At 69.1% G+C, this 17,407-nt stretch carries 16 protein-coding genes; 11 read left to right on the top strand and 5 right to left on the bottom strand.

Going from position 1 to position 17,407, the window contains the following annotated elements:
• Positions 1–23 precede the first annotated feature (23 nt).
• Genes BSY19_RS04055 through fliP form a run of 4 tightly spaced genes read left to right on the top strand, consistent with a single transcriptional unit; the run spans position 24 to position 2,504 of the window.
• Positions 24–557: a MotE family protein gene (locus tag BSY19_RS04055; protein ID WP_069053026.1), complete on the top strand. Its 534-nt coding sequence runs from the start codon at positions 24–26 to the stop codon at positions 555–557.
• A complete protein-coding gene (gene flgH, locus BSY19_RS04050) occupies positions 554–1,258 on the top strand; it encodes a flagellar basal body L-ring protein FlgH (RefSeq protein WP_069053025.1) in 705 nt (234 codons plus the stop codon). Before BSY19_RS04055 ends, flgH begins: the two co-directional genes overlap by 4 nt.
• A complete protein-coding gene (locus BSY19_RS04045; RefSeq protein ID WP_083247384.1) occupies positions 1,258–1,770 on the top strand; it encodes a flagellar basal body-associated FliL family protein in 513 nt (170 codons plus the stop codon). Before flgH ends, BSY19_RS04045 begins: the two co-directional genes overlap by 1 nt.
• 20 nt (positions 1,771–1,790) lie before the next feature.
• Positions 1,791–2,504, top strand: coding sequence for a flagellar type III secretion system pore protein FliP (fliP, locus tag BSY19_RS04040; RefSeq protein WP_236840465.1), 714 nt, complete (start codon positions 1,791–1,793; stop codon positions 2,502–2,504).
• Positions 2,505–2,621: 117 nt separating this feature from the next.
• Here the strand turns inward: fliP and BSY19_RS04035 are convergent, their stop codons facing one another.
• The gene (locus tag BSY19_RS04035; RefSeq protein ID WP_069053023.1) at positions 2,622–3,878 is read right to left on the bottom strand and encodes an aminopeptidase; all 1,257 of its coding nucleotides are present in this window, start codon (positions 3,876–3,878) and stop codon (positions 2,622–2,624) included.
• Between the two features lie 127 nt (positions 3,879–4,005).
• Here BSY19_RS04035 and BSY19_RS04030 point away from each other — a divergent pair, with 127 nt between their 5' ends.
• Both BSY19_RS04030 and BSY19_RS04025 read left to right on the top strand, forming a co-directional pair.
• The gene (locus tag BSY19_RS04030) at positions 4,006–5,181 is read left to right on the top strand and encodes a diaminopropionate ammonia-lyase (RefSeq protein ID WP_069056842.1); all 1,176 of its coding nucleotides are present in this window, start codon (positions 4,006–4,008) and stop codon (positions 5,179–5,181) included.
• A 160-nt stretch (positions 5,182–5,341) separates the two neighbouring features.
• Positions 5,342–6,940: a gamma-glutamyltransferase gene (locus tag BSY19_RS04025; RefSeq protein ID WP_083247383.1), complete on the top strand. Its 1,599-nt coding sequence runs from the start codon at positions 5,342–5,344 to the stop codon at positions 6,938–6,940.
• A 131-nt stretch (positions 6,941–7,071) separates the two neighbouring features.
• Here the strand turns inward: BSY19_RS04025 and BSY19_RS04020 are convergent, their stop codons facing one another.
• The 4 genes from BSY19_RS04020 to BSY19_RS04005 all read right to left on the bottom strand — a co-directional run bounded on the left by BSY19_RS04020 (position 7,072) and on the right by BSY19_RS04005 (position 12,052).
• Positions 7,072–8,652 carry an ABC transporter substrate-binding protein gene (locus BSY19_RS04020; protein WP_069053022.1) on the bottom strand — a complete coding sequence of 527 codons (1,581 nt, stop codon included), beginning with the start codon at positions 8,650–8,652 and terminating at the stop codon, positions 7,072–7,074.
• A gap of 112 nt (positions 8,653–8,764) precedes the next feature.
• Positions 8,765–10,258 carry an amidase gene (locus tag BSY19_RS04015; RefSeq protein ID WP_069053021.1) on the bottom strand — a complete coding sequence of 498 codons (1,494 nt, stop codon included), beginning with the start codon at positions 10,256–10,258 and terminating at the stop codon, positions 8,765–8,767.
• Between the two features lie 119 nt (positions 10,259–10,377).
• Positions 10,378–11,397 carry a nickel/cobalt transporter gene (locus BSY19_RS04010; protein ID WP_069053020.1) on the bottom strand — a complete coding sequence of 340 codons (1,020 nt, stop codon included), beginning with the start codon at positions 11,395–11,397 and terminating at the stop codon, positions 10,378–10,380.
• 7 nt (positions 11,398–11,404) lie between these two features.
• Positions 11,405–12,052: a DUF1007 family protein gene (locus BSY19_RS04005; RefSeq protein ID WP_171905083.1), complete on the bottom strand. Its 648-nt coding sequence runs from the start codon at positions 12,050–12,052 to the stop codon at positions 11,405–11,407.
• A gap of 206 nt (positions 12,053–12,258) precedes the next feature.
• On the opposite strand from BSY19_RS04005, the gene BSY19_RS04000 reads away from it, so the two are divergent.
• The 5 genes from BSY19_RS04000 (at position 12,259) to BSY19_RS27885 (ending at position 17,368) form a co-directional block, all read left to right on the top strand.
• Positions 12,259–12,933, top strand: coding sequence for a Crp/Fnr family transcriptional regulator (locus tag BSY19_RS04000; protein ID WP_069053019.1), 675 nt, complete (start codon positions 12,259–12,261; stop codon positions 12,931–12,933).
• A 150-nt stretch (positions 12,934–13,083) separates the two neighbouring features.
• Entirely contained in the window at positions 13,084–14,103 is a 1,020-nt protein-coding gene (locus tag BSY19_RS03995) for an amino acid ABC transporter substrate-binding protein (protein WP_069053018.1), read from the top strand.
• A gap of 327 nt (positions 14,104–14,430) precedes the next feature.
• Positions 14,431–16,419 carry an AMP-dependent synthetase/ligase gene (locus BSY19_RS03990; protein WP_069053017.1) on the top strand — a complete coding sequence of 663 codons (1,989 nt, stop codon included), beginning with the start codon at positions 14,431–14,433 and terminating at the stop codon, positions 16,417–16,419.
• 17 nt (positions 16,420–16,436) lie between these two features.
• The gene (locus BSY19_RS03985) at positions 16,437–17,222 is read left to right on the top strand and encodes an ABC transporter ATP-binding protein (protein ID WP_236840464.1); all 786 of its coding nucleotides are present in this window, start codon (positions 16,437–16,439) and stop codon (positions 17,220–17,222) included.
• Positions 17,222–17,368 (top strand): hypothetical protein, encoded by a 147-nt coding sequence (locus BSY19_RS27885; protein WP_171905082.1) that lies wholly within the window; start codon positions 17,222–17,224, stop codon positions 17,366–17,368. Before BSY19_RS03985 ends, BSY19_RS27885 begins: the two co-directional genes overlap by 1 nt.
• Positions 17,369–17,407 lie beyond the last annotated feature (39 nt).

Raw genomic sequence — 17,407 nt, 5'->3', positions numbered from 1 at the left:
CGACCATCGAGCCGAGGGGCGCCATGCCGTCGAAGCCTTTCCCCATCCTGTTCCTGCTGCCGGTGCTGCTGCTGTCCGCCGGTTCCGAAGCCGGCGCGGCCCCGACCCAGACGCCGCCTGCAGCCGCCCCGGCCGCCCTGACCTCGGATGCGGCGAGCTATTGCGCCGCGATCCGCGATCCGGCGGCCGAGGCCCGCTTCGCCTGGCAGGCGAATGCGCTGAAGGGGCTTGAGGCGAAGCTCGCCGAGACGCTCAAGAAGCTCGAGGAGCGCAAGGCCGAGCTGCAGATGCTGACCGACCAGCGCGCCGCCGAGGTGAAGCAGGCCGAGGCCCGCATGACCGACATCTTCGCGCGGATGCGCCCGGATGCCGCCGCGCTCCAGCTCTCGGCGATGGATCAGGGCGTGGCGGTGGCCGTGCTCAGCAAGCTGCCTGCCCGGGCCGCCAGCGCCGTCCTCAACGAGATGGAGGCCTCGCGGGCCGCCCAGCTCGCCGAGGTGATGGGCGGCCGGCGCGCCCTTTCGATGACGCCCCCAACCGGAGTTCAGACCCGATGAAGCCTTTCCTCCTGGTGGCCTGTGCCGTCACCCTCGCCGGCTGCGGCACCGACATGGCCGAACTCAACCGCGAACCCGTGATGTCGCGTGTCGGCAGCGGCCTCGCCGTCCAGCGCGACGCGATCCCGCTCGGCACGCCGACGGGGCGCGGCGTCGATGTCGCCTTCAACTCGATCTACACCCGCCAGAGCGAGGATCTCTTCCGCGACACGCGCGCCATGAGGACGGGCGACGTCGTCACGGTGAAGATCTCGATCAACGACAAGGCCAAGCTCGACAACAAGTCGGACCGCTCGCGCAATTCCGCCGCCAAATACGGCCTCGGCTTCCTCGCGAACTTCAACGGCGCCTCGGGCGATGCGTCTGCGAGCGCCAATGCCAGCTCCGACACCTCCTCGCGCGGCCGGGGCCTGACCGACCGTTCCGAAGAGGTCGAGATGTCGGTCGCCGCCGTGGTCACCGAGATCCTGCCCAACGGCAATCTCGTCATCAACGGCTCGCAGGAGGTGCGCGTGAACTACGACATGCGCGTGCTCAACGTCACCGGCATCGTGCGCCCGCGCGACATCACCGGCAACAACGTCGTCTCCTACGAGAAGATCGCCGAGGCGCGGATCTCCTATGGCGGGCGCGGCCGCGGCATGGAGGTGCAGCAGCCGGCCTGGGGCCAGCAGCTCGTCGACAAGGTCACCCCCTTCTGATGGCGCGCTCCCTGCCCAGGCTGCCCGGCCCGCGCCGGGGTCGACGGGTCGCGCCTCGGGCGCTGCTCGCGGCGGCGCCGGTCGTGATCCTGACCGCGCTGGCGGCGGCGGCCGGTGCGCTCTGGGGCTTCCGCGTCGTCGGCATGGTCGAGAGCACGGTGATGAAGCGGATGGAGGCGGCGACGCCCGATCTCGCGGTCAGCCCGCAGATGACCGGCACGCTGGTGATGAAGAAGCTGCCCCCGATCGTCACCAATCTCGCGGCCCCGGCCAACACCTGGGTGCGGCTGGAGGCGGCGGTGCTGCTCGAACAGAAGGCGGCGCTGGGCGCCGACCCACTGGTCGGCGCCATCACCGAGGACATCCTCGGCTTCCTGCGCAGCGTCACCGCGCAGCAGATGGAAGGGGCGGCCGGCCTGCGCAACCTGCGCGAGGACCTGACGGAGCGCGTCGCGATCCGTTCCAAGGGCGTCGTGCGCGACATCGTCATCGAAACGCTGGTGGTTCAGTGACCCGGATCGTCGCGGTACTCTTGACCCTGCTTGCCGGCACGGCCGCCGTGCAGGCGCAGTCCTTCGGGCTCGACGGCCTGCTGCCGCAGGGCGGCGCCTCGGCCTCGGGCCGCATCGTCCAGATCGTGGCACTGCTGACGGTGCTCTCGGTCGCACCGGGGCTCCTGATGATGGTCACGAGCTTCAGTCGCTTCGTGATCGCCCTGTCCTTCCTGCGCTCAGGGCTCGGCCTGCAATCCACGCCGGCCAATCTGATCCTGGTCAGCCTGGCGCTGTTCATGACCTTCTTCGTGATGGCGCCGACCTTCGACAAGGCCTGGCAGGAGGGCGTGCTGCCGCTGGTCGAGAACCGGATCGGCGAGGCCGAGGCCTATGCGAAGATCACGGCGCCGTTCCGCGATTTCATGCTGGCGCAGACGCGGCCGCAGGATCTGCGCCTCTTCGCCGATCTCGCGCCGGAGAGCATCCGGCCGCAGGACCCGGCACAGGCGGTCGATCTGCGGGTGCTGATCCCGTCCTTCATGATCTCGGAATTGCGACGCGCCTTCGAGATCGGCTTGCTGATCGCGCTGCCCTTCCTGGTGATCGACATGATCGTGGCGACGATCGTGATGTCGATGGGCATGATGATGCTGCCGCCCACCGTGATCTCGCTGCCCTTCAAGGTGATCTTCTTCGTCCTGATCGACGGCTGGAACCTGCTGATCGGCGGGCTGGTGCGGTCGTTCAGTTAGCGACGCACGGCATCATGTCCCGGCTCGGAATCTCGCTGTCATCCCGGAGCTGCGCCGCATTGCGGCTTGTCCGGGATGACGCGCGCAGGGGTGAGCGGGTGCGTCGTTCGGCTCCCCTCAGGCCCATTCGCCCTTGCGGAACACGGGTACGCGGCGGCCGTCGGCGTGGACGCCGTCGATGTCGACGAGGTTCGAGCCGATCATCCAGTCGATGTGGATGAAGCTCTTGTTGCCGCCCTGGGCGGCCACCTGCTCGGGGGTGAGCTTGCCGCCGTCGAGGAAGCACTTCGAATAGCACTGGCCGAGCGCGATGTGGCAGGAGGCGTTCTCGTCGAAGAGCGTGTTCAGGAACAGGATGCCGCTCTTCGAGATCGGGGAGGAGTGCGGCACCAGCGCCACCTCGCCGAGGCGCCGCGCGCCCTCGTCGGTGTCGAGCACCTTGGCGAGCACATCGGCACCGCGGCTCGCCTTCGACTCGACGATCCGGCCGCCTTCGAAGCGGACCTGGATCTCGTCGATCAGCGAGCCCTGATAGGAGAGCGGCTTGGTCGAGGAGACGTGCCCCTCCACCCGCAGCGCATGCGGCGTGGTGAAGACCTCCTCGGTCGGGATGTTGGGATTGCAGGTCACGCCGTTCTTGGCGGTCGAGGCGCCGCCCTGCCATTCATGGCCGTCGGCGAGGCCGACGGTCAGATCGGTGCCCGGCCCGGTGAAATGCAGGGCGTGGAAGCGCTGGCCGTTGAGCCATTGCGTGCGGCTGCGCAGCGTCGCGTTATGCGCGGCCCAGGCGGCGACGGGGTCCCCGTCCGCGACGCGCGAGGCGGCGAAGATCGCATCCGCGAGCTTGCCGACCGCCACCTCCTCGGCGTCGCCGGGGAAGACGCGCCGGGCCCAGGCGGCCGTCGGATAGGCCAGGATGTTCCAGTTGATGTCGAAGCCGGCGATCTTCTCCAGCGCCGGCTGATAGGCGACCGAGTTCGCCTTGCTGGCGCGCGAGACCTTGGCCGGGTCCTGCTCCGCCATCATCATCGGGTCGTCGCCGACGATGGCGAGCCGCGCGGTGTTGTTGGCGAAGGCCTTGGCGACGCCCTCGTGCAGCCAGCCGGCCGCGCGGTCGAAGCTCGCATCATTGGCATGGCGGTAGCGCGCCAGCGTCACCTCCTCGTCGGAGAGGATCGGCGTCACCAGTCCGGCACCGGCCTTGTAGGCGTGCTCGGCGATCTTTCGGACCAGCGGAAGCGCCGTGACGGGGGCGGTGAGAAACAGGTCCTGTCCCGGCTGCAGGTTCAGCCCGACGCGCACGGCGGCCTGGGCCAGCCGGTCGAGCTTGTCGGGGTCGATCGAAACGGGGAGGCCGCGCTGATGAATGGTCATGGGGACGCCTGGTCTGGTGATGTCGGGCGAATCTAGTGCAGGGCTGCGCATCCGCCAATGGACCGGCCCGCCCCGTAGATGCAGGATGGCGCCGCACCGCGCCCGCGTCGACGACCCAGAGATCCCGATGTTCCTGCTCAACACCCATCCCGACCATCGCAAGCCGCTCCTGCCGGAGGATGCCGAGGTCCTCGGCGCCGCGGGCGCCCTCTTGGTCGAGGCCCAGCTCCGCCACCGGGCGAACTACGCCGTGACGCCGCTGCACGACCTGCCGGGCCTGGCGGCGCAGCTCGGCGTGGGCGCGATCCAGGTCAAGGACGAGGGGCACCGGCTCGGTCTCGGCAGCTTCAAGGCGCTGGGCGGCTCCTATGTCGTGGTCAGGCTCGTGCTGGAGGAGGCGGCGCGCCGGCTCGGGCGGCCCGTCGAGATCGCCGAGCTGCAGACGCCGGCGGTGAGGGAGGTCGCGGCCTCGCTGACCTTCTCCTGCGCCACCGACGGCAATCACGGCCGCTCGGTCGCGCAGGGCGCGCAACTCGTCGGGGCGCGGGCCGCGATCTTCGTCCATTCCGGTGTCAGCGAGGAGCGCATCGCGGCGATTGCCCGCTTCGGCGCAACGATGATCCGGGCCGAGGGCACCTATGACGATTCGGTCGCGGAGGCCGCGCGCGTCTCGGCCGAGAAGGGCTGGACGGTGGTCTCCGACACCTCCTGGCCGGGCTATGAGCGGATCCCGGGGCTCGTCATGCAGGGCTATACGGCGCTCGTCGCGGAGTCGCTGCGCCAGATGGCGCAGCCGCCGACGCATGTCTTCGTGCAGGTCGGCGTCGGCGGCATCGCCGCGGCGGTGGCGGCGCATTTCGCGCTGGTGCTGGGCGAGGCACGGCCGGTTTTCGTCGCGGTCGATCCGGCGCGGGCGGCCTGCATGTTCGCCAGCGCGCAGGCGGGAGCGCCGGTGAAGGCGGATGTCGGCGAGCCGACGGTGATGGCGATGCTCGACTGCTACGAGCCCTCGCTCGTCGCCTGGCGCATCCTGTCGCGGGTGGCCGACGCCTTCATGACCGTCGAGGACGAGGATGCGGTCGCGGTGATGAACCGGCTGGCGCGGCCGGTCGGCCATGACCCCGTCGTCGTCGCGGGCGAGAGCGGCGGGGCGGGGCTCGCCGGGCTGATCCGCGCGGCCGGCGATCCGGCGGTGCGGGCGCAGCTGCAGCTCGACGCGACCTCGCGCGTCTTCGTCGTCAACACCGAGGGCGCGACCGACCCGGCGCGCTATGCCGAACTCGTCCACGGCAAGGCCGCCTGAGATTTTCCCTCCGGAGGCGGCCTGACTCAGCCGGCATGCCCTGCCGGCATGGCGCCCGCACGATCGGCGCACGGGGCGGCGCCAGCGCCTCTGGCCTAAGCTCCCGCCGCTCGCCGGCCGGATTGGCGGGCGCAGCCTGGCCTTCGAGGGGAATTCACAGATGACCGTTGCCGCAGAGGTGCCCTACCGCACGCAGAACTGGACGCTCGCCAAGCCGATGGCGAGCGGGCGCAACGGCGTCGTGGTCTCGCAGAACCGCGAGGCGGCGGAAGCCGGCGCCGCGATCCTGGAGGCCGGCGGCAATGCGGCCGATGCGGCGGTGGCGGCCTGTATCGCGCTGGCTGCGGTCGAGCCCTGGAACAGCGGGCTCGGCGGCATCGGCTTTGCGGTCGTGCTCAAGGCCAACGAGACCACGGCGAAGGTCGTCGATTTCGGCCCCGTCGCGCCGCGGCGCGCCGATCCGTCGTCCTACCCGCTGACCGGCGCGATGAAGAACGACCTCTTCACCTGGCCCGAGGTGGTGGGTGACGTGAACATCCATGGTCCGCTCTCCTTCGTGATCCCGTCCTCCGTCGCCGGCTATGCCAAGCTGAAGGAGAGCTTCGGGACGGCGATGCCCGTCGCCGACCTGCTGGCGCCGGCGATCGCGCTCGCCAGGCGCGGGCTGGCCCAGGACTGGTACACGACGCTGAAGGTCGCCTCCTCGGCTTCGGTGCTGCGGCTCTACGCGGAGAGCGCGCGGATCTATCTGCCGGGCGGCCTGCCGCCGGTGCCGCCCTATCAGGGCAAGCCCGGTTTCTTCCGTCTCGGCAACCTTGCCTCGACGCTCGAGCGGCTGGCCTCGGCCGGGCTCGACGATTTCTACACGGGCGAGATCGCCCGCCGGCTCGTCGCCGACATCAAGGCGCTGGGCGGGGTCGTCGATGCGGAGGATCTCGCCGGCTGCCGGGCGATCGTGCGGGATGCGCCGACGATCGACTGGCGCGGCACCCATCTCGTCCACACCGCCGGCGGGCTGACGGCTGCGCCGACGCTGGAAGCGGTGGTCGAGGGCATGGATGCGACGCGGCCCGGCGCTGAGGGGCCGGATGCGGCCTGGTTCGCCAGCCTGTCGCGGGTCATGCGCGAGGCCTATGCCAGCCGGCTCGAAGGGCTGGGTGCGGCGAAGGCGGCGACCGAGCCCGGCGACACCTGCACCACCCATCTCACGGTGGTCGATGGCGAGGGCACGCTGGTCACGGTGACGACGACGCTGCTCTCCTCGATGGGCAGCCGCGTCGTGCTGCCCGACACCGGCGTGCTGATGAACAACGGCATGATGTGGTTCGATCCGCGCCCCGGCAGCGCCAATGCGATCGCGCCCGGCGCCCGGCCGCTCTGCAACATGTGCCCGGTGATCGTGACCCCGAAGACGGGTTCCGGCCCGCGCTTTGCCGGCGGCGCCTCGGGCGGGCGGCGGATTCTCGCCAGCGTCTACCAGATGCTCGCCTGGACGGTGGATTTCGGCATGGGGCTGGAGGAAGCCGCGCATCGGCCGCGCATCGACGTCTCTGGTCCGGACCAGACCAGCGCCGATCTGCGCCTGCCGGCCGACACGCTGGCGGCGCTGGAGGCGGCCGGGCCGGTGGTCGTGGTCGAGCACGGCGTGCTGCCGATCAACTTCGCCTGCCCCAACCTGATCCGCGTCGATGCGGAGGGCGCGCAAGGCATCAGCGACGTGATCTCGCCCTGGTCGGCGGCGGTGGCGGCGAAGGGGTAGCGGGAGAGCGCTATCCCGTCATGCTCGCCCTTGTGGCGAGCATCCACGTCTTGAACACCGCCCTCAAGCAGGGAAGACGGGGATGGTCGGCACAAGGCCGACCATGACGGCGAACGCGCTTCGTGGGCCCGTCACACCCGCTTCAGACCCCAGGGATAGGGCGCCGAGCCCTTCTGCATGCCGGTCAGGGTCTTGCGGTAGGCGGTGCGGATCATGAAGACGCCGAGCGGGATCGTCGCGGTGTCCTCCAGCGCGAGACGGCCGAGCGCGGCGGCAGCCTTCTTCTGGGCGGCCTCGTCGGGCGCATAGAGCCATTCTTCCGCGAGCGCCTCGGCCTTGGCGCTGTCGTACCAGCCGAACCAGCCCTTGGCGCCCTGGCCGCGCACCAGATAGGACAGGGCCGGATTGCTCCACCCCATCGCCGAGCCGGTGGTGTGGAAGATGCTCCAGCCGCCCTTCTCCACCGGCTCGCGGCTGTTGCGGCGCTGGATCACCGTGCCCCAGTCGCTGGCGACGAAGTCGACGTTCATGCCGATGCTCTTGAGCAGTTCGTAGGTGACGTCGCCGAGCGGGCCGATGTCGGGGAAGTCGGTCGGGCTGATGATGACGACCTTCTCGCCGTTGTAGCCGGAGTCCTTCAGCGCGGCCTTCGCCTTCTCGATGCTCTGGGGCATCAGGTCTTCCTGCTCGCCGTCGTAATAGGGCGTGCCGCGGAACCAGAGATTGCGCGAGGTCTTCCAGATCGAGGTGTCGTCGCCCTGGGTGGCGCGCATGTAGTCTTCCTGGTTGACCGCCAGGCGGACGGCGGCGCGGACCTTCGGATTGTTGAAGGGCGGCTGCAGGTGGTTCAGCCGCATGATCGCGCCGCGGCCGGATTCGTCGGTGACCTCGCGGGTGATGTCGGCGCTCTTGGCGAGCATCGGCTGGAGATCGCTGAGGGGGCGCTCCCACCAGTCGACCTCGCCCTTGATCAGGGCGTTCGCCGCCGTCGCCGGATCGGGCAGGATCTGCCACTCGACGCGCTTGAAGTTGGCGACCTTGCCACCGGCATTGCGGCTGGGCGGTTCGCTGCGGGGCTTGTAGGCCTCGAACTTCTCATAGGCGACCTTGCTGCCCGAGACGTATTCGGCCGGCAGGAAACGATAGGGGCCCGACCCGACGACCTCGGTGATCTGCTTGGTCGCCTCGGTGGTGGCCAGGCGCTCGGGCATGACGAAGAGCGGCGAATCCGCCTTGGCCAGCACGTCCAGCATCATCGGGAAGGCCCGCGTCAGCTTGATCTCGAAGGTCCGATCATCGATCGCGGCCGAGGATTCGATCACCTTCGCCAGGAGCTGGCCGTAAGGATCGCGCTGGACCCAGCGCTTCAGGCTCTGCAGGCAGTCGGCCGGTTTGACCGCGGCGCCGTCATGGAAGGAAAGCCCGTCGCGCAGCTTGAAGCGCCAGCTCTTGCCGTCGGGCGCAACCTCGTGGCTCTCGACCATCTGCGGCTGCGGCTTGCCGGCGAGATCGAGCCCGTAGAGCGTGTCATAGACATAGTAGCCGTGGTTGCTGGTCACGGTCGCCGTCGTCCAGACCGGGTCGAGCGCCGTCAGGTTGGCCTGCGGCACGAATTTCAGCGTGGTCGCCGACTGGGCCGCGGCGCGGCCGATGGCGGCGGGACCGGCGAGCGTCAGGGCGGTCGCGCCCTTCAGAAATGTGCGGCGTTTCATGGAAGGTCCCCGTGTGATCGATCGTGCCGGCATCGGACGCCCGCGTCGCGATGCCTGTCTTGGACGTTCCTGCCCCGGGCCGGGGCAGGCGCTCTCGCGGTGAGATGGCGGCTCAGTCGAAGCCGAGGAAGCCGGGCGTGTCGGCGATTCGCGGGCCGGCGGCGAGTTTCGCGATGTCGGGCACGGGGCGCGCCGTCAGCGTGTCGCCGGCGAGCGCCGCCTCGAGCGCGGCGGCCACGGCCAGCACCTTGGCATCGCCGCCGCGCGGGCCGACGATCTGCAGGCCGAATGGCATGCCGGCATCATCGAGCCCGACCGGCAGCGAGATCGCCGGGTGGCCGACGGTGGTGGCGGCATAGGCCAGCGCCAGCCAGTGGAAATAGGTTCGCGTCGGCTGGCCGTCGATCTCGGCCGGGTAGAGCTCCGACCAGGGCCGCGGGCTCAGCGTCACGGCCGGCGACAGGATGACGTCGTAATCTTCGAAAAAGCCCTGCCAGCGCTGGTAGATCGCGGTCTGCTGCTTGAGAGCGCGGGTGATGTCGAGCGCGCCGTAGCGCAGGCCCTCCTCGACATTGACGCGGACATTGGGGCCGACCATCTCGGGCGTGTCGCGGACTTTTTCGTACATGCCGGCGAGGAACGCGAGCGAGCGCAGCACCTCGAAGGTCTCGTCCATGCCGGCGCAGTCCGGCGTCGCCTGCTCGGTCGCGGCGAAGAGCGAGGAAAAGGCGCCAACCTTGTCGGCGAAGACCTTGCGGATGTGCTTCTCGGTCGGCGCGAAGCCGAAATCGGGCGTGATCGCGACCTTGAGCGAGGCGAGGTCGATCATGGCGGGCCTGGCGAAATCCTCAGGCCGGCGGATCGTCTGGCCGTGGATCGTGGTCGCCAACGGGTCGGCGGCGTCGTCGCCGACCATGGTCGAGAGCAGCAGGCAGAGATCGGGGACGGTGCGCGCCATCGGCCCCAGCACGGGCAGCGGGTTCCAGCCGATCGGCCGCTTTTCGCTGGGCACCAGCCCGGGTGTCGGGCGGAAGCCGACGATGCCGTTGAAGGCGGCGGGATTGCGCAGCGAGCCGCCGGTGTCCGAGCCGGTCGCGATCGGCACCATGCCGGTGGCGAGCGCGACACCCGAGCCGCCCGAGGAACCGGCGGCGGATTTCGTCGGGTCGAAGGGGTTGCCGGTCGCGCCATAGACGGCGTTGCGGGTGTTGGCGCCCGCGCCCCATTCAGGCGTGTTGGTCTTGCCCAGCACGATCGCGCCGGCCGCGCGGGTCTTGGCGACGATCAGCTGGTCCTCGTCGGGCACGTGGTCGCGGTAGAGCTGGCTGCCATAGGTGGTGCGCAGGCCGGCGACGTTCTCGAGATCCTTCACGCCGATCGGCAGGCCGTGCAGGGCGGGCAGCGCTTCGCCGCGCATGGTGGCCGCATCGGCCGCCTTGGCGGCGGCGCGGGCGCGCTCGTCGTCGCGGGCGACCATGGCGTTGACGGCGGGATCGACGGCGTCGATGCGGGTGATGCAGCTTTCGAGCAGTTCGCTCGCGGAGAGCTTCTTGGCGCCGATGAGGGCACGCGCCTCGACGGCGCTGAGGTCGCAGGGATTGGTCAAGTGGTCAGGCCTCTCGTTGAGGACCGCGCGACGCAAGAGGCGTGCCTGGGGTCCGGCGAGGGGCACTCTAGGCGAAAGGCGGGAGGCGTGAAGTGCTGTTGGCGCGGATGTGGATCGCGTCAGCCGGCCCCGCCCGCGGCGAGTCCGAGATAGAGCGCTGCTCCCAGCACGGCGACGAAGGCGGCGGCCAGCAGTTCCAGAACCGCAAGCGTGCGCGCCGCGCGCAGAGAGCCTCCCCCGGCGAGTTTCAGCGCGGCGAATTTGAAGAAGACGGCGAGCGCGGCGAGCGCCCCCGTCGTCAGGGCGGTGCCGAGCGCCATGGCGAAGGCGGCGGCGATGCCGGCCCAGAACAAGCCGGCGGAGGCGGCGAAGACGAGGATGATGATGGCGCCGGCGCAGGGCCGCAGCCCCGCCGCGACGACGACGCCGGCCATCTCGCGCCAGGTCCGCAGGCGGGCGATCTCGTCGGGCGTGGGCATGTGGATGTGGTCGCAGGCGGGATCATGCGCCTGCGCGCCGCGGCCGAGCGTCAGCAGCGCGCCCGCCTTGCGCCAGAGCACCCATGTGCCGACGAGGGCGACGAGGGCGAAGCTTGCGCGCTCCACCCAGTCGGTGGCGACCGCCATCGTCTGTGCCGTCTGCCGCAGGGCGATGGTGAGGGTGCCGACCAGTGCGATCGCGACCAGCGCCTGCAGGATCGCCGCGGAGAAGCTCAGGCCCAGCCCGCGCCGCAGTCTGCGGTCGTCGGCGACGATGTAGCCCGAGATCACCGCCTTGCCATGGCCGGGGCCTGCGGCGTGAAACACGCCATAGCCGAAGGCGAGGCCGAGCAGGCCCCAGATCGCGGAGGAACTCGCCGCCACCGCCTTCAGCGCGGCGGTGAGGTCCTTGTAGAAGGCCGACTGCCAGGCGAGGATCATGCCGCCGAGTCCGGTCGTGGCGGGCGGCGCCTCGCGCGGCAGGGGCACGCCGAAGGGGTTGCGCGGCGGCGGTGGCGGCGGCGGGCTCCAGGCGGAGAGGAGCGCTGCGAGCAGGGCCAGACCTCCTGCGACGACCGCCAGCGCCAGCGCCATCAGGATCAGGCGGCGGGACAAAGCGGGCCAGCGCATCTCAAAGAGGTGTGGGGTGTTCAGCGACATCGTCGCGTCACGGGCAGGCGACGAGCGCGCGGGTCGTCACCTGCAACCCGCTCGTGTCGGGCGTGGCGGTGATGTCCTCCTGGGCCAGCTTCTGCTGGATCACGGGATCGAGCTTGGGCGGGCGGGCGACCCGCACGATGCAGCCCTTCGGCGCGTCGCGGGTGATCACGGCGTCGGGCGCATCGACGATGTCGAAGGCGACGAAATAGGTCGGATCGCCGATCTCGATGCCGAAGGAGCGGCTGGCATGGGCCGGCGTCTTCAGCGGCAGCGTGTAGGTCAGGGTCAGGATCCTGTTGTCGAAGACGAGGCCCGCGCCGGTCGGCGTGCCGAATTCCTGCGGCTTGCCGTTGGCCTTGACCGTGGTGAAGAACCCGACATCCGGCAGGGATTCGACATTGACCTTGGCGAGTTCCGCCAGTTCGTCCGGCGTCAGCTTGCCGTCGCCGTTCTTGTCCAGCCCCTGCGTGATATAGGCCGAATAGGCCTCGTCGAAGCTCCAGATGTGCTTGAGCGCGCGCACCGTGCCGTCGGGCGCGTAGAGGATCTCGGCGCGCGCGGTGACGAAGACATGCGGATGCGCCGATGCGGTGCTGGCGAGGCCGAGTCCGGTGGCCAGGGCGAGCAGGGCGGCGGAAGCGGGGCGGCGTGCCACGGGCGATGTCCTCGGCATGGGCGCACGCTGGCGCAGCATGGTTAACGAAGCGTGAATGGGGCCTGGGCGCGCGGGCGCCGCGCGTCAATCGAAATCGCCGACAAAGGCGGCCGAATCGCGGCGGTGCCGTGCTTGAGTTCGGCGCCGGCGAAGGCCCATAGTGAGCCGGCGGCCGGCCTGCGGCGCGCCGAGGAGACCCGTCTGTCGTGATCCCGCCCGAGGAGTTGCGGCGCATCGCCGCCTGGTCGCGCGACCTGCGCGAGGAGGAGTTCGAGGAGGCGCGGCGCGGCATCTCGTTTCGCAGCTATGGCAAGGGCGCCCATATCTGCCATGTCGGCGACCGGCTCGAGGCCTGGACCGGCGTCGCCGACGGGCTGGTGAAGATGTCGACGACCTCGAAGACGGGCAAGTCGGCGACGCTGGCGGGCATGAGGGCGGGGGCCTGGTTCGGCGAAGGCACCGTCATCAAGGGCGAGTTGCGGCGCTATGAGCTGGTGGCGCTGCGCGAGACCAAGCTCGCCCTGATGCGACGCCAGACCTTCCTGTGGCTGTTCGAGCATTCCGCCGCCTTCAACCGCTTCCTGGTGCACCAGTTCAACGAGCGCCTGGCCCAGTTCATCGCGCTGGCGGAGACCGAGCGGACGCTCGATTCGACCGGACGGCTGGCGCGCAACCTCGCCTGGCTGTTCAACCCGACGCTCTATCCCGACGAGGGCCGCACGCTGGAGGTCAGCCAGGAGGAACTCGGCCTGCTCGCCGGCATGTCGCGCCAGATCGCCAATCAGGGGCTCTCCAAGCTCGCCTCGCTGGGCCTGCTCGAGGTCGGCCATGGCAGCGTAACGATCCTCGATGTGGCGGGACTGGCGCGTTACGAAGGGTAAACCACCGGAAGCCTGCCTGAAAGCAAAGTCGTTCTGCGGCCGAGAAACAGGCGGCGTGCTGCGGAATCCGCTCCGACAACAGCACAAAGTTGGGAGAGCGGTGAGTCATCTTCCCCGCGGGCAGAGCGACTGCCCTGGAGAGGGTTCACCATGAAAATCGCCTTCGCAGCCTTGCTCGCCTGTGCGGCCACCGCCCTGGCGCCCGCCGCCAACGCCCAGACCCCGCTGCTCACGACCGTGAAGAATCGCGGCCATCTGGTCTGCGGCGTCAGCCCCGGCCTCGCCGGCTTCGGTCTGCCGGATGCGCAGGGACAATGGGCCGGCCTCGACGTCGACCTGTGCCGCGGCATCGCCGCCGCGGTCTTCGACGACCCCATGAAGGTCAAGTTCACGCCGCTCTCGTCGAAGGACCGTTTCACGGCGCTGCAGTCCGGCGAAGTCGACCTGCTGTCGCGCACCAGCACCTGGACGATGGCGCGCGACACCTCGCTCGGCCTGAGCTTCGCGGGCGTCAACTATTATGACGGCCAGGCCTTCCTGGTGAAGAAGACGCTCGGCGTCGACAGCGCGCTCAAGCTCAACGGCGCCTCGATCTGCCTGCAGCAGGGCACGACGACGGAGCTCAACGTCGCCGACTATTTCCGCAAGAACGGCATCAAGTACGAGCCGGTGACCTTCGACAAGGGCGACGAGGCGATCACGGCCTTCCAGTCCGGCCGCTGTGATGCGCTGACCGACGATTCCTCGGCGCTCTATGCGCTCCGTCTCAAGCTGGTGAAGCCCGACGAGGCGATCGTCCTGCCCGAGATCATCTCGAAGGAACCGCTCGGCCCGGTCGTGCGCAGCAGCGACATGCCGTGGTTCAACCTGGTCAAGTGGGTGCATTTCGCCATGCTGAACGCCGAGGAGCTCGGCGTGACCCAGGCCAATGTCGAGCAGCAGAAGTCCTCGACCAATCCGGAGATCCGGCGCCTGCTCGGCGTCGAGGGCAAGTTCGGCGAAGCGATCGGCCTGACGCCGGACTGGGCCTACCGGATCGTCAAGCATGTCGGCAATTATGGCGAGGCGTTCGAGCGCAATGTCGGTGCTGGCTCGGTGCTGAAGATCGCCCGCGGCAAGAACGACCTCTGGACCAAGGGCGGCCTGCAGTACGCCCCGCCGATCCGCTGATCCACAGCCCGCGGGAAACCACCCCGTCAGCGCGGCCGCGCCGGTTCCCACCGGCGCGGTCTTTTCGTTCGTGATGGACCGGACATCGGCGCTGGAAGTGGGGCTTGGGGGCAGGCGGGGGGGCCATGGGCCGCCCGGTCGAGCGCTCGCTGCGCATCGGAAAACACTACTCCAAGACAATAGCGACCAAAACGCGAGTCGTCTGTCAAGCCTCCCCTTGCAAAGCTCATGCGTCACTGCGAGGCTTGCATCCAACGACGAGGCCGAAAGCGGCCCGAACGAAGGCTGGTGCGATGTACGCCGGCCTGCTCAGGGTGGAGACGGACGATGGCAAGCGCGAGCGCCGGCCAGGCGGATACCTTTCCGAAATTGCTGCTGCGCAATGCGCGCGAGCGGGGCGGGCGCGTCGCGTTCCGCCACAAGGATCTCGGCATCTGGCAGTCCTGGAACTGGGCTGAAGTGACCGAGCAGGTGCGCGGCTTCGCGCGGGGCCTGCAGACGCTCGGGCTCAAGCGCGGCGAGAAGGTCGCGATCGTCGGCTACAACCGGCCGCGGCTCTACTGGGCGATGGCGGCGGCGCAATGGCTCGGCGCCGTGCCGGTGCCGGTTTATGCCGACAGCGTCGCCGACGAGATGGCCTATGTTCTCGACCATGCCGAGGCCGCCTTCGCCGTGGTGCAGGACCAGGAACAGGTCGACAAGATCCTCTCCATCGCCGAGCGCCTGCCGAGCCTGCGGCACATGCTCTATGACGAGCCCCGGGGCCTGCGCGACTACGACCACGGCACGCTGCACCCGATCGACGAGGTCATCGCCGGCGGGCTGAAGGACCTCGCCGGGACCGCCGAGGCGACCACCGCCCTCGAGCGCGAGATGCAGGCGGGCTCGGGCGCCGATCTCGGCATCATCCTCTACACCTCCGGCACGACCGGGCGCCCCAAGGGCGTGATGCTCAGCCACACCAACGTGATCGCGGCGGCCGAGATCGGCTGCCAGTTCGACGGGCTGAACGAGAGCGACGAGATCATCGCCTATCTGCCGATCGCCTGGGTCGGCGACCACATCTTCTCCTATGCGCAGGCGATCGTCGCCGGCTTCTGCGTCAACTGTCCGGAAGGGCCGGAGACGGTGATCGAGGATCGCCGCGAGGTCGGCACCACCTATGCCTTCGCGCCGCCGCGCGTCTTCGAGACCATGCTGACCCTGACCATGGTGCGGATGGAGGATGCCGGCGCGCTGAAGCGGAAGATGTTCCACTACTTCCTCGGCGTGGCCAAGGAGCATGGCGAGAAGATCCTCAACGGCGAGAGCGTGCCGCTGGGGGCCCGGCTGCTCTACGGGCTCGGCGACGTGCTGGTCTACGGCCCCCTGCGCAACCGCTTCGGCCTGACCCGGATCAAGGTCGGCTATACGGCGGGCGAGGCGATCGGCCCCGAGCTGTTCCGGTTCTATCGCTCGATCGGCGTCAACCTGAAGCAGCTCTACGGACAGACGGAAGCCGGCGTCTACATCACCATGCAGCCCAATGGCGAGATTCGCGCCGACACGGTCGGGCGGCCGGCGCCGCTGGTCGAGATCCGGATCGACGACAATGGCGAGGTGCTCTACCGCTCGCCGTCGATCTTCGGCGGCTACTACAAGGACCCCGAGAAGACCGCCGAGACGATGACGGCGGACGGCTATGTCCGCTCCGGCGATGCCGGCTTCTTCGACGAGGAAGGCCACCTCAAGATCATCGACCGGGCCAAGGACGTCGGCAAGCTCCGCACCGGCGAGCTGTTCCCGCCGAAATACATCGAGAACAAGCTGAAGTTCTTCCCCAACATCAAGGAGGCGGTCGCCTTCGGGCAGGAGCGCGACTACGCCACCGTGGCGGTGAACATCGACCTGACGGCGGTCGGCAACTGGGCCGAGCGCAACAACGTCGTCTACGCCTCCTATCAGGAGCTCGCCGGGCACGATCTGGTCTACGACATGATCGCCCAGCATGTGGACGAGGTGAACCGCTCGCTCGCGGCCGAGCCGCTGATGGGCGGCGCGCAGATCAAGCGCTTCCTGATCCTGCACAAGGAGCTCGACGCCGACGATGGCGAGTTGACGCGGACCCAGAAGGTCCGGCGCGGCTTCATCGCCGATCGCTACGCACCGCTCGTCAACGCGCTCTATGACGGCTCGCAGGAGGCGGACATCTCCACCGAGGTCACCTTCGAGGATGGCCGCAAGGGCGTGATCTCGGCCCGCGTCAAGGTGCGCGACGCGACGATCTACCCCTCGACCGCCGCCGAGCGGCCGGCACCGGCGAGGGCTGCGGCATGAATGCGGAGCCGATGACCATGACGGGTGCGCCGGTGCGCGAGGTTCTGCTCTCGGTCGAGAACGTGTCGCTGCGCTTCGGCGGGGTGAAGGCGATCACCGATGTCTCCTTCGACATCCGCAAGGGCGAGGTGCGCGCCATCATCGGCCCCAACGGGGCCGGAAAGACCTCGATGCTCAACTGCATCAACGGGTTCTACCAGCCCCAGGAAGGGCAGATCACCTTCAAGGGCGAGCGCCGCCACAAGATGCGGCCGCATCGCGCGGCTGCCGCCGGCATCGCCCGCACCTTCCAGAACGTCGCCCTGTTCAAGGGCATGTCGACGCTCGACAACATCATGACCGGCCGCACGCTGAAGATGAATCGCGGCTTCTTCTGGCAGGTGCTGCGCCACGGGCCTGCGATGACCGAAGAGATCGAGCATCGCAAGGTCGTCGAGGACATCATCGACTTCCTGCAGATCGAGCACATCCGCAAGCTGCCCGTCGGCAAGCTGCCCTATGGCCTGCAGAAGCGCGTCGAGCTCGGCCGGGCGCTGGCGATGGAGCCGGAGTTGCTCCTGCTCGACGAGCCGATGGCCGGCATGAACCTCGAGGAGAAGGAGGACATGTGCCGCTTCATCCTCGACGTGAACCAGCAGTTCGGCACCACCATCGCCCTGATCGAGCACGACATGGGCGTGGTCATGGACCTCTCCGACCGCGTCGTCGTGCTCGAATACGGCCGCAAGATCGCCGACGGCACGCCGGCCGAGGTCAAGGCCGACCAGAAGGTAATCGATGCCTATCTGGGAGTGGCACACTGATGACGATCACGCATCAGCGCCTCCCCGTCATTGCGAGCGCAGCGAAGCAATCCAGCGCTTTGCTTCGTCGCTGGATGGCTTCGTCGGCTGCGCCTCCTCGCAATGACGGCAAGCGGACCTTCCGCAACCAGGACAACCAGCCATGAGCGACGTCGCCGCACGGCCCGCGCCGAACCTTCTCGCCA

This window comes from Bosea sp. RAC05 (assembly GCF_001713455.1).
In the GTDB taxonomy this organism is placed as follows: domain Bacteria; phylum Pseudomonadota; class Alphaproteobacteria; order Rhizobiales; family Beijerinckiaceae; genus Allobosea.
Note: the sequence above shows the minus strand (reverse complement) of the source record. Positions and strands in the feature narration are given on the sequence as shown.

Bases quoted from the DNA above. Each gene is read 5' to 3' on its own strand.
- BSY19_RS04055 (WP_069053026.1), top strand. From the start codon at position 24: ATGCCGTCGAAGCCTTTCCCCATCCTGTTCCTGCTGCCGGTGCTGCTG.
- flgH (WP_069053025.1), top strand. From the start codon at position 554: ATGAAGCCTTTCCTCCTGGTGGCCTGTGCCGTCACCCTCGCCGGCTGC.
- BSY19_RS04045 (WP_083247384.1), top strand. From the start codon at position 1,258: ATGGCGCGCTCCCTGCCCAGGCTGCCCGGCCCGCGCCGGGGTCGACGG.
- BSY19_RS04035 (WP_069053023.1), bottom strand. From the start codon at position 3,878: ATGACCATTCATCAGCGCGGCCTCCCCGTTTCGATCGACCCCGACAAG.
- BSY19_RS04030 (WP_069056842.1), top strand. From the start codon at position 4,006: ATGTTCCTGCTCAACACCCATCCCGACCATCGCAAGCCGCTCCTGCCG.
- BSY19_RS04025 (WP_083247383.1), top strand. From the start codon at position 5,342: ATGACCGTTGCCGCAGAGGTGCCCTACCGCACGCAGAACTGGACGCTC.
- BSY19_RS04020 (WP_069053022.1), bottom strand. From the start codon at position 8,652: ATGAAACGCCGCACATTTCTGAAGGGCGCGACCGCCCTGACGCTCGCC.
- BSY19_RS04010 (WP_069053020.1), bottom strand. From the start codon at position 11,397: ATGTCGCTGAACACCCCACACCTCTTTGAGATGCGCTGGCCCGCTTTG.
- BSY19_RS03995 (WP_069053018.1), top strand. From the start codon at position 13,084: ATGAAAATCGCCTTCGCAGCCTTGCTCGCCTGTGCGGCCACCGCCCTG.
- BSY19_RS03990 (WP_069053017.1), top strand. From the start codon at position 14,431: ATGGCAAGCGCGAGCGCCGGCCAGGCGGATACCTTTCCGAAATTGCTG.
- BSY19_RS03985 (WP_236840464.1), top strand. From the start codon at position 16,437: ATGACGGGTGCGCCGGTGCGCGAGGTTCTGCTCTCGGTCGAGAACGTG.
- BSY19_RS27885 (WP_171905082.1), top strand. From the start codon at position 17,222: ATGACGATCACGCATCAGCGCCTCCCCGTCATTGCGAGCGCAGCGAAG.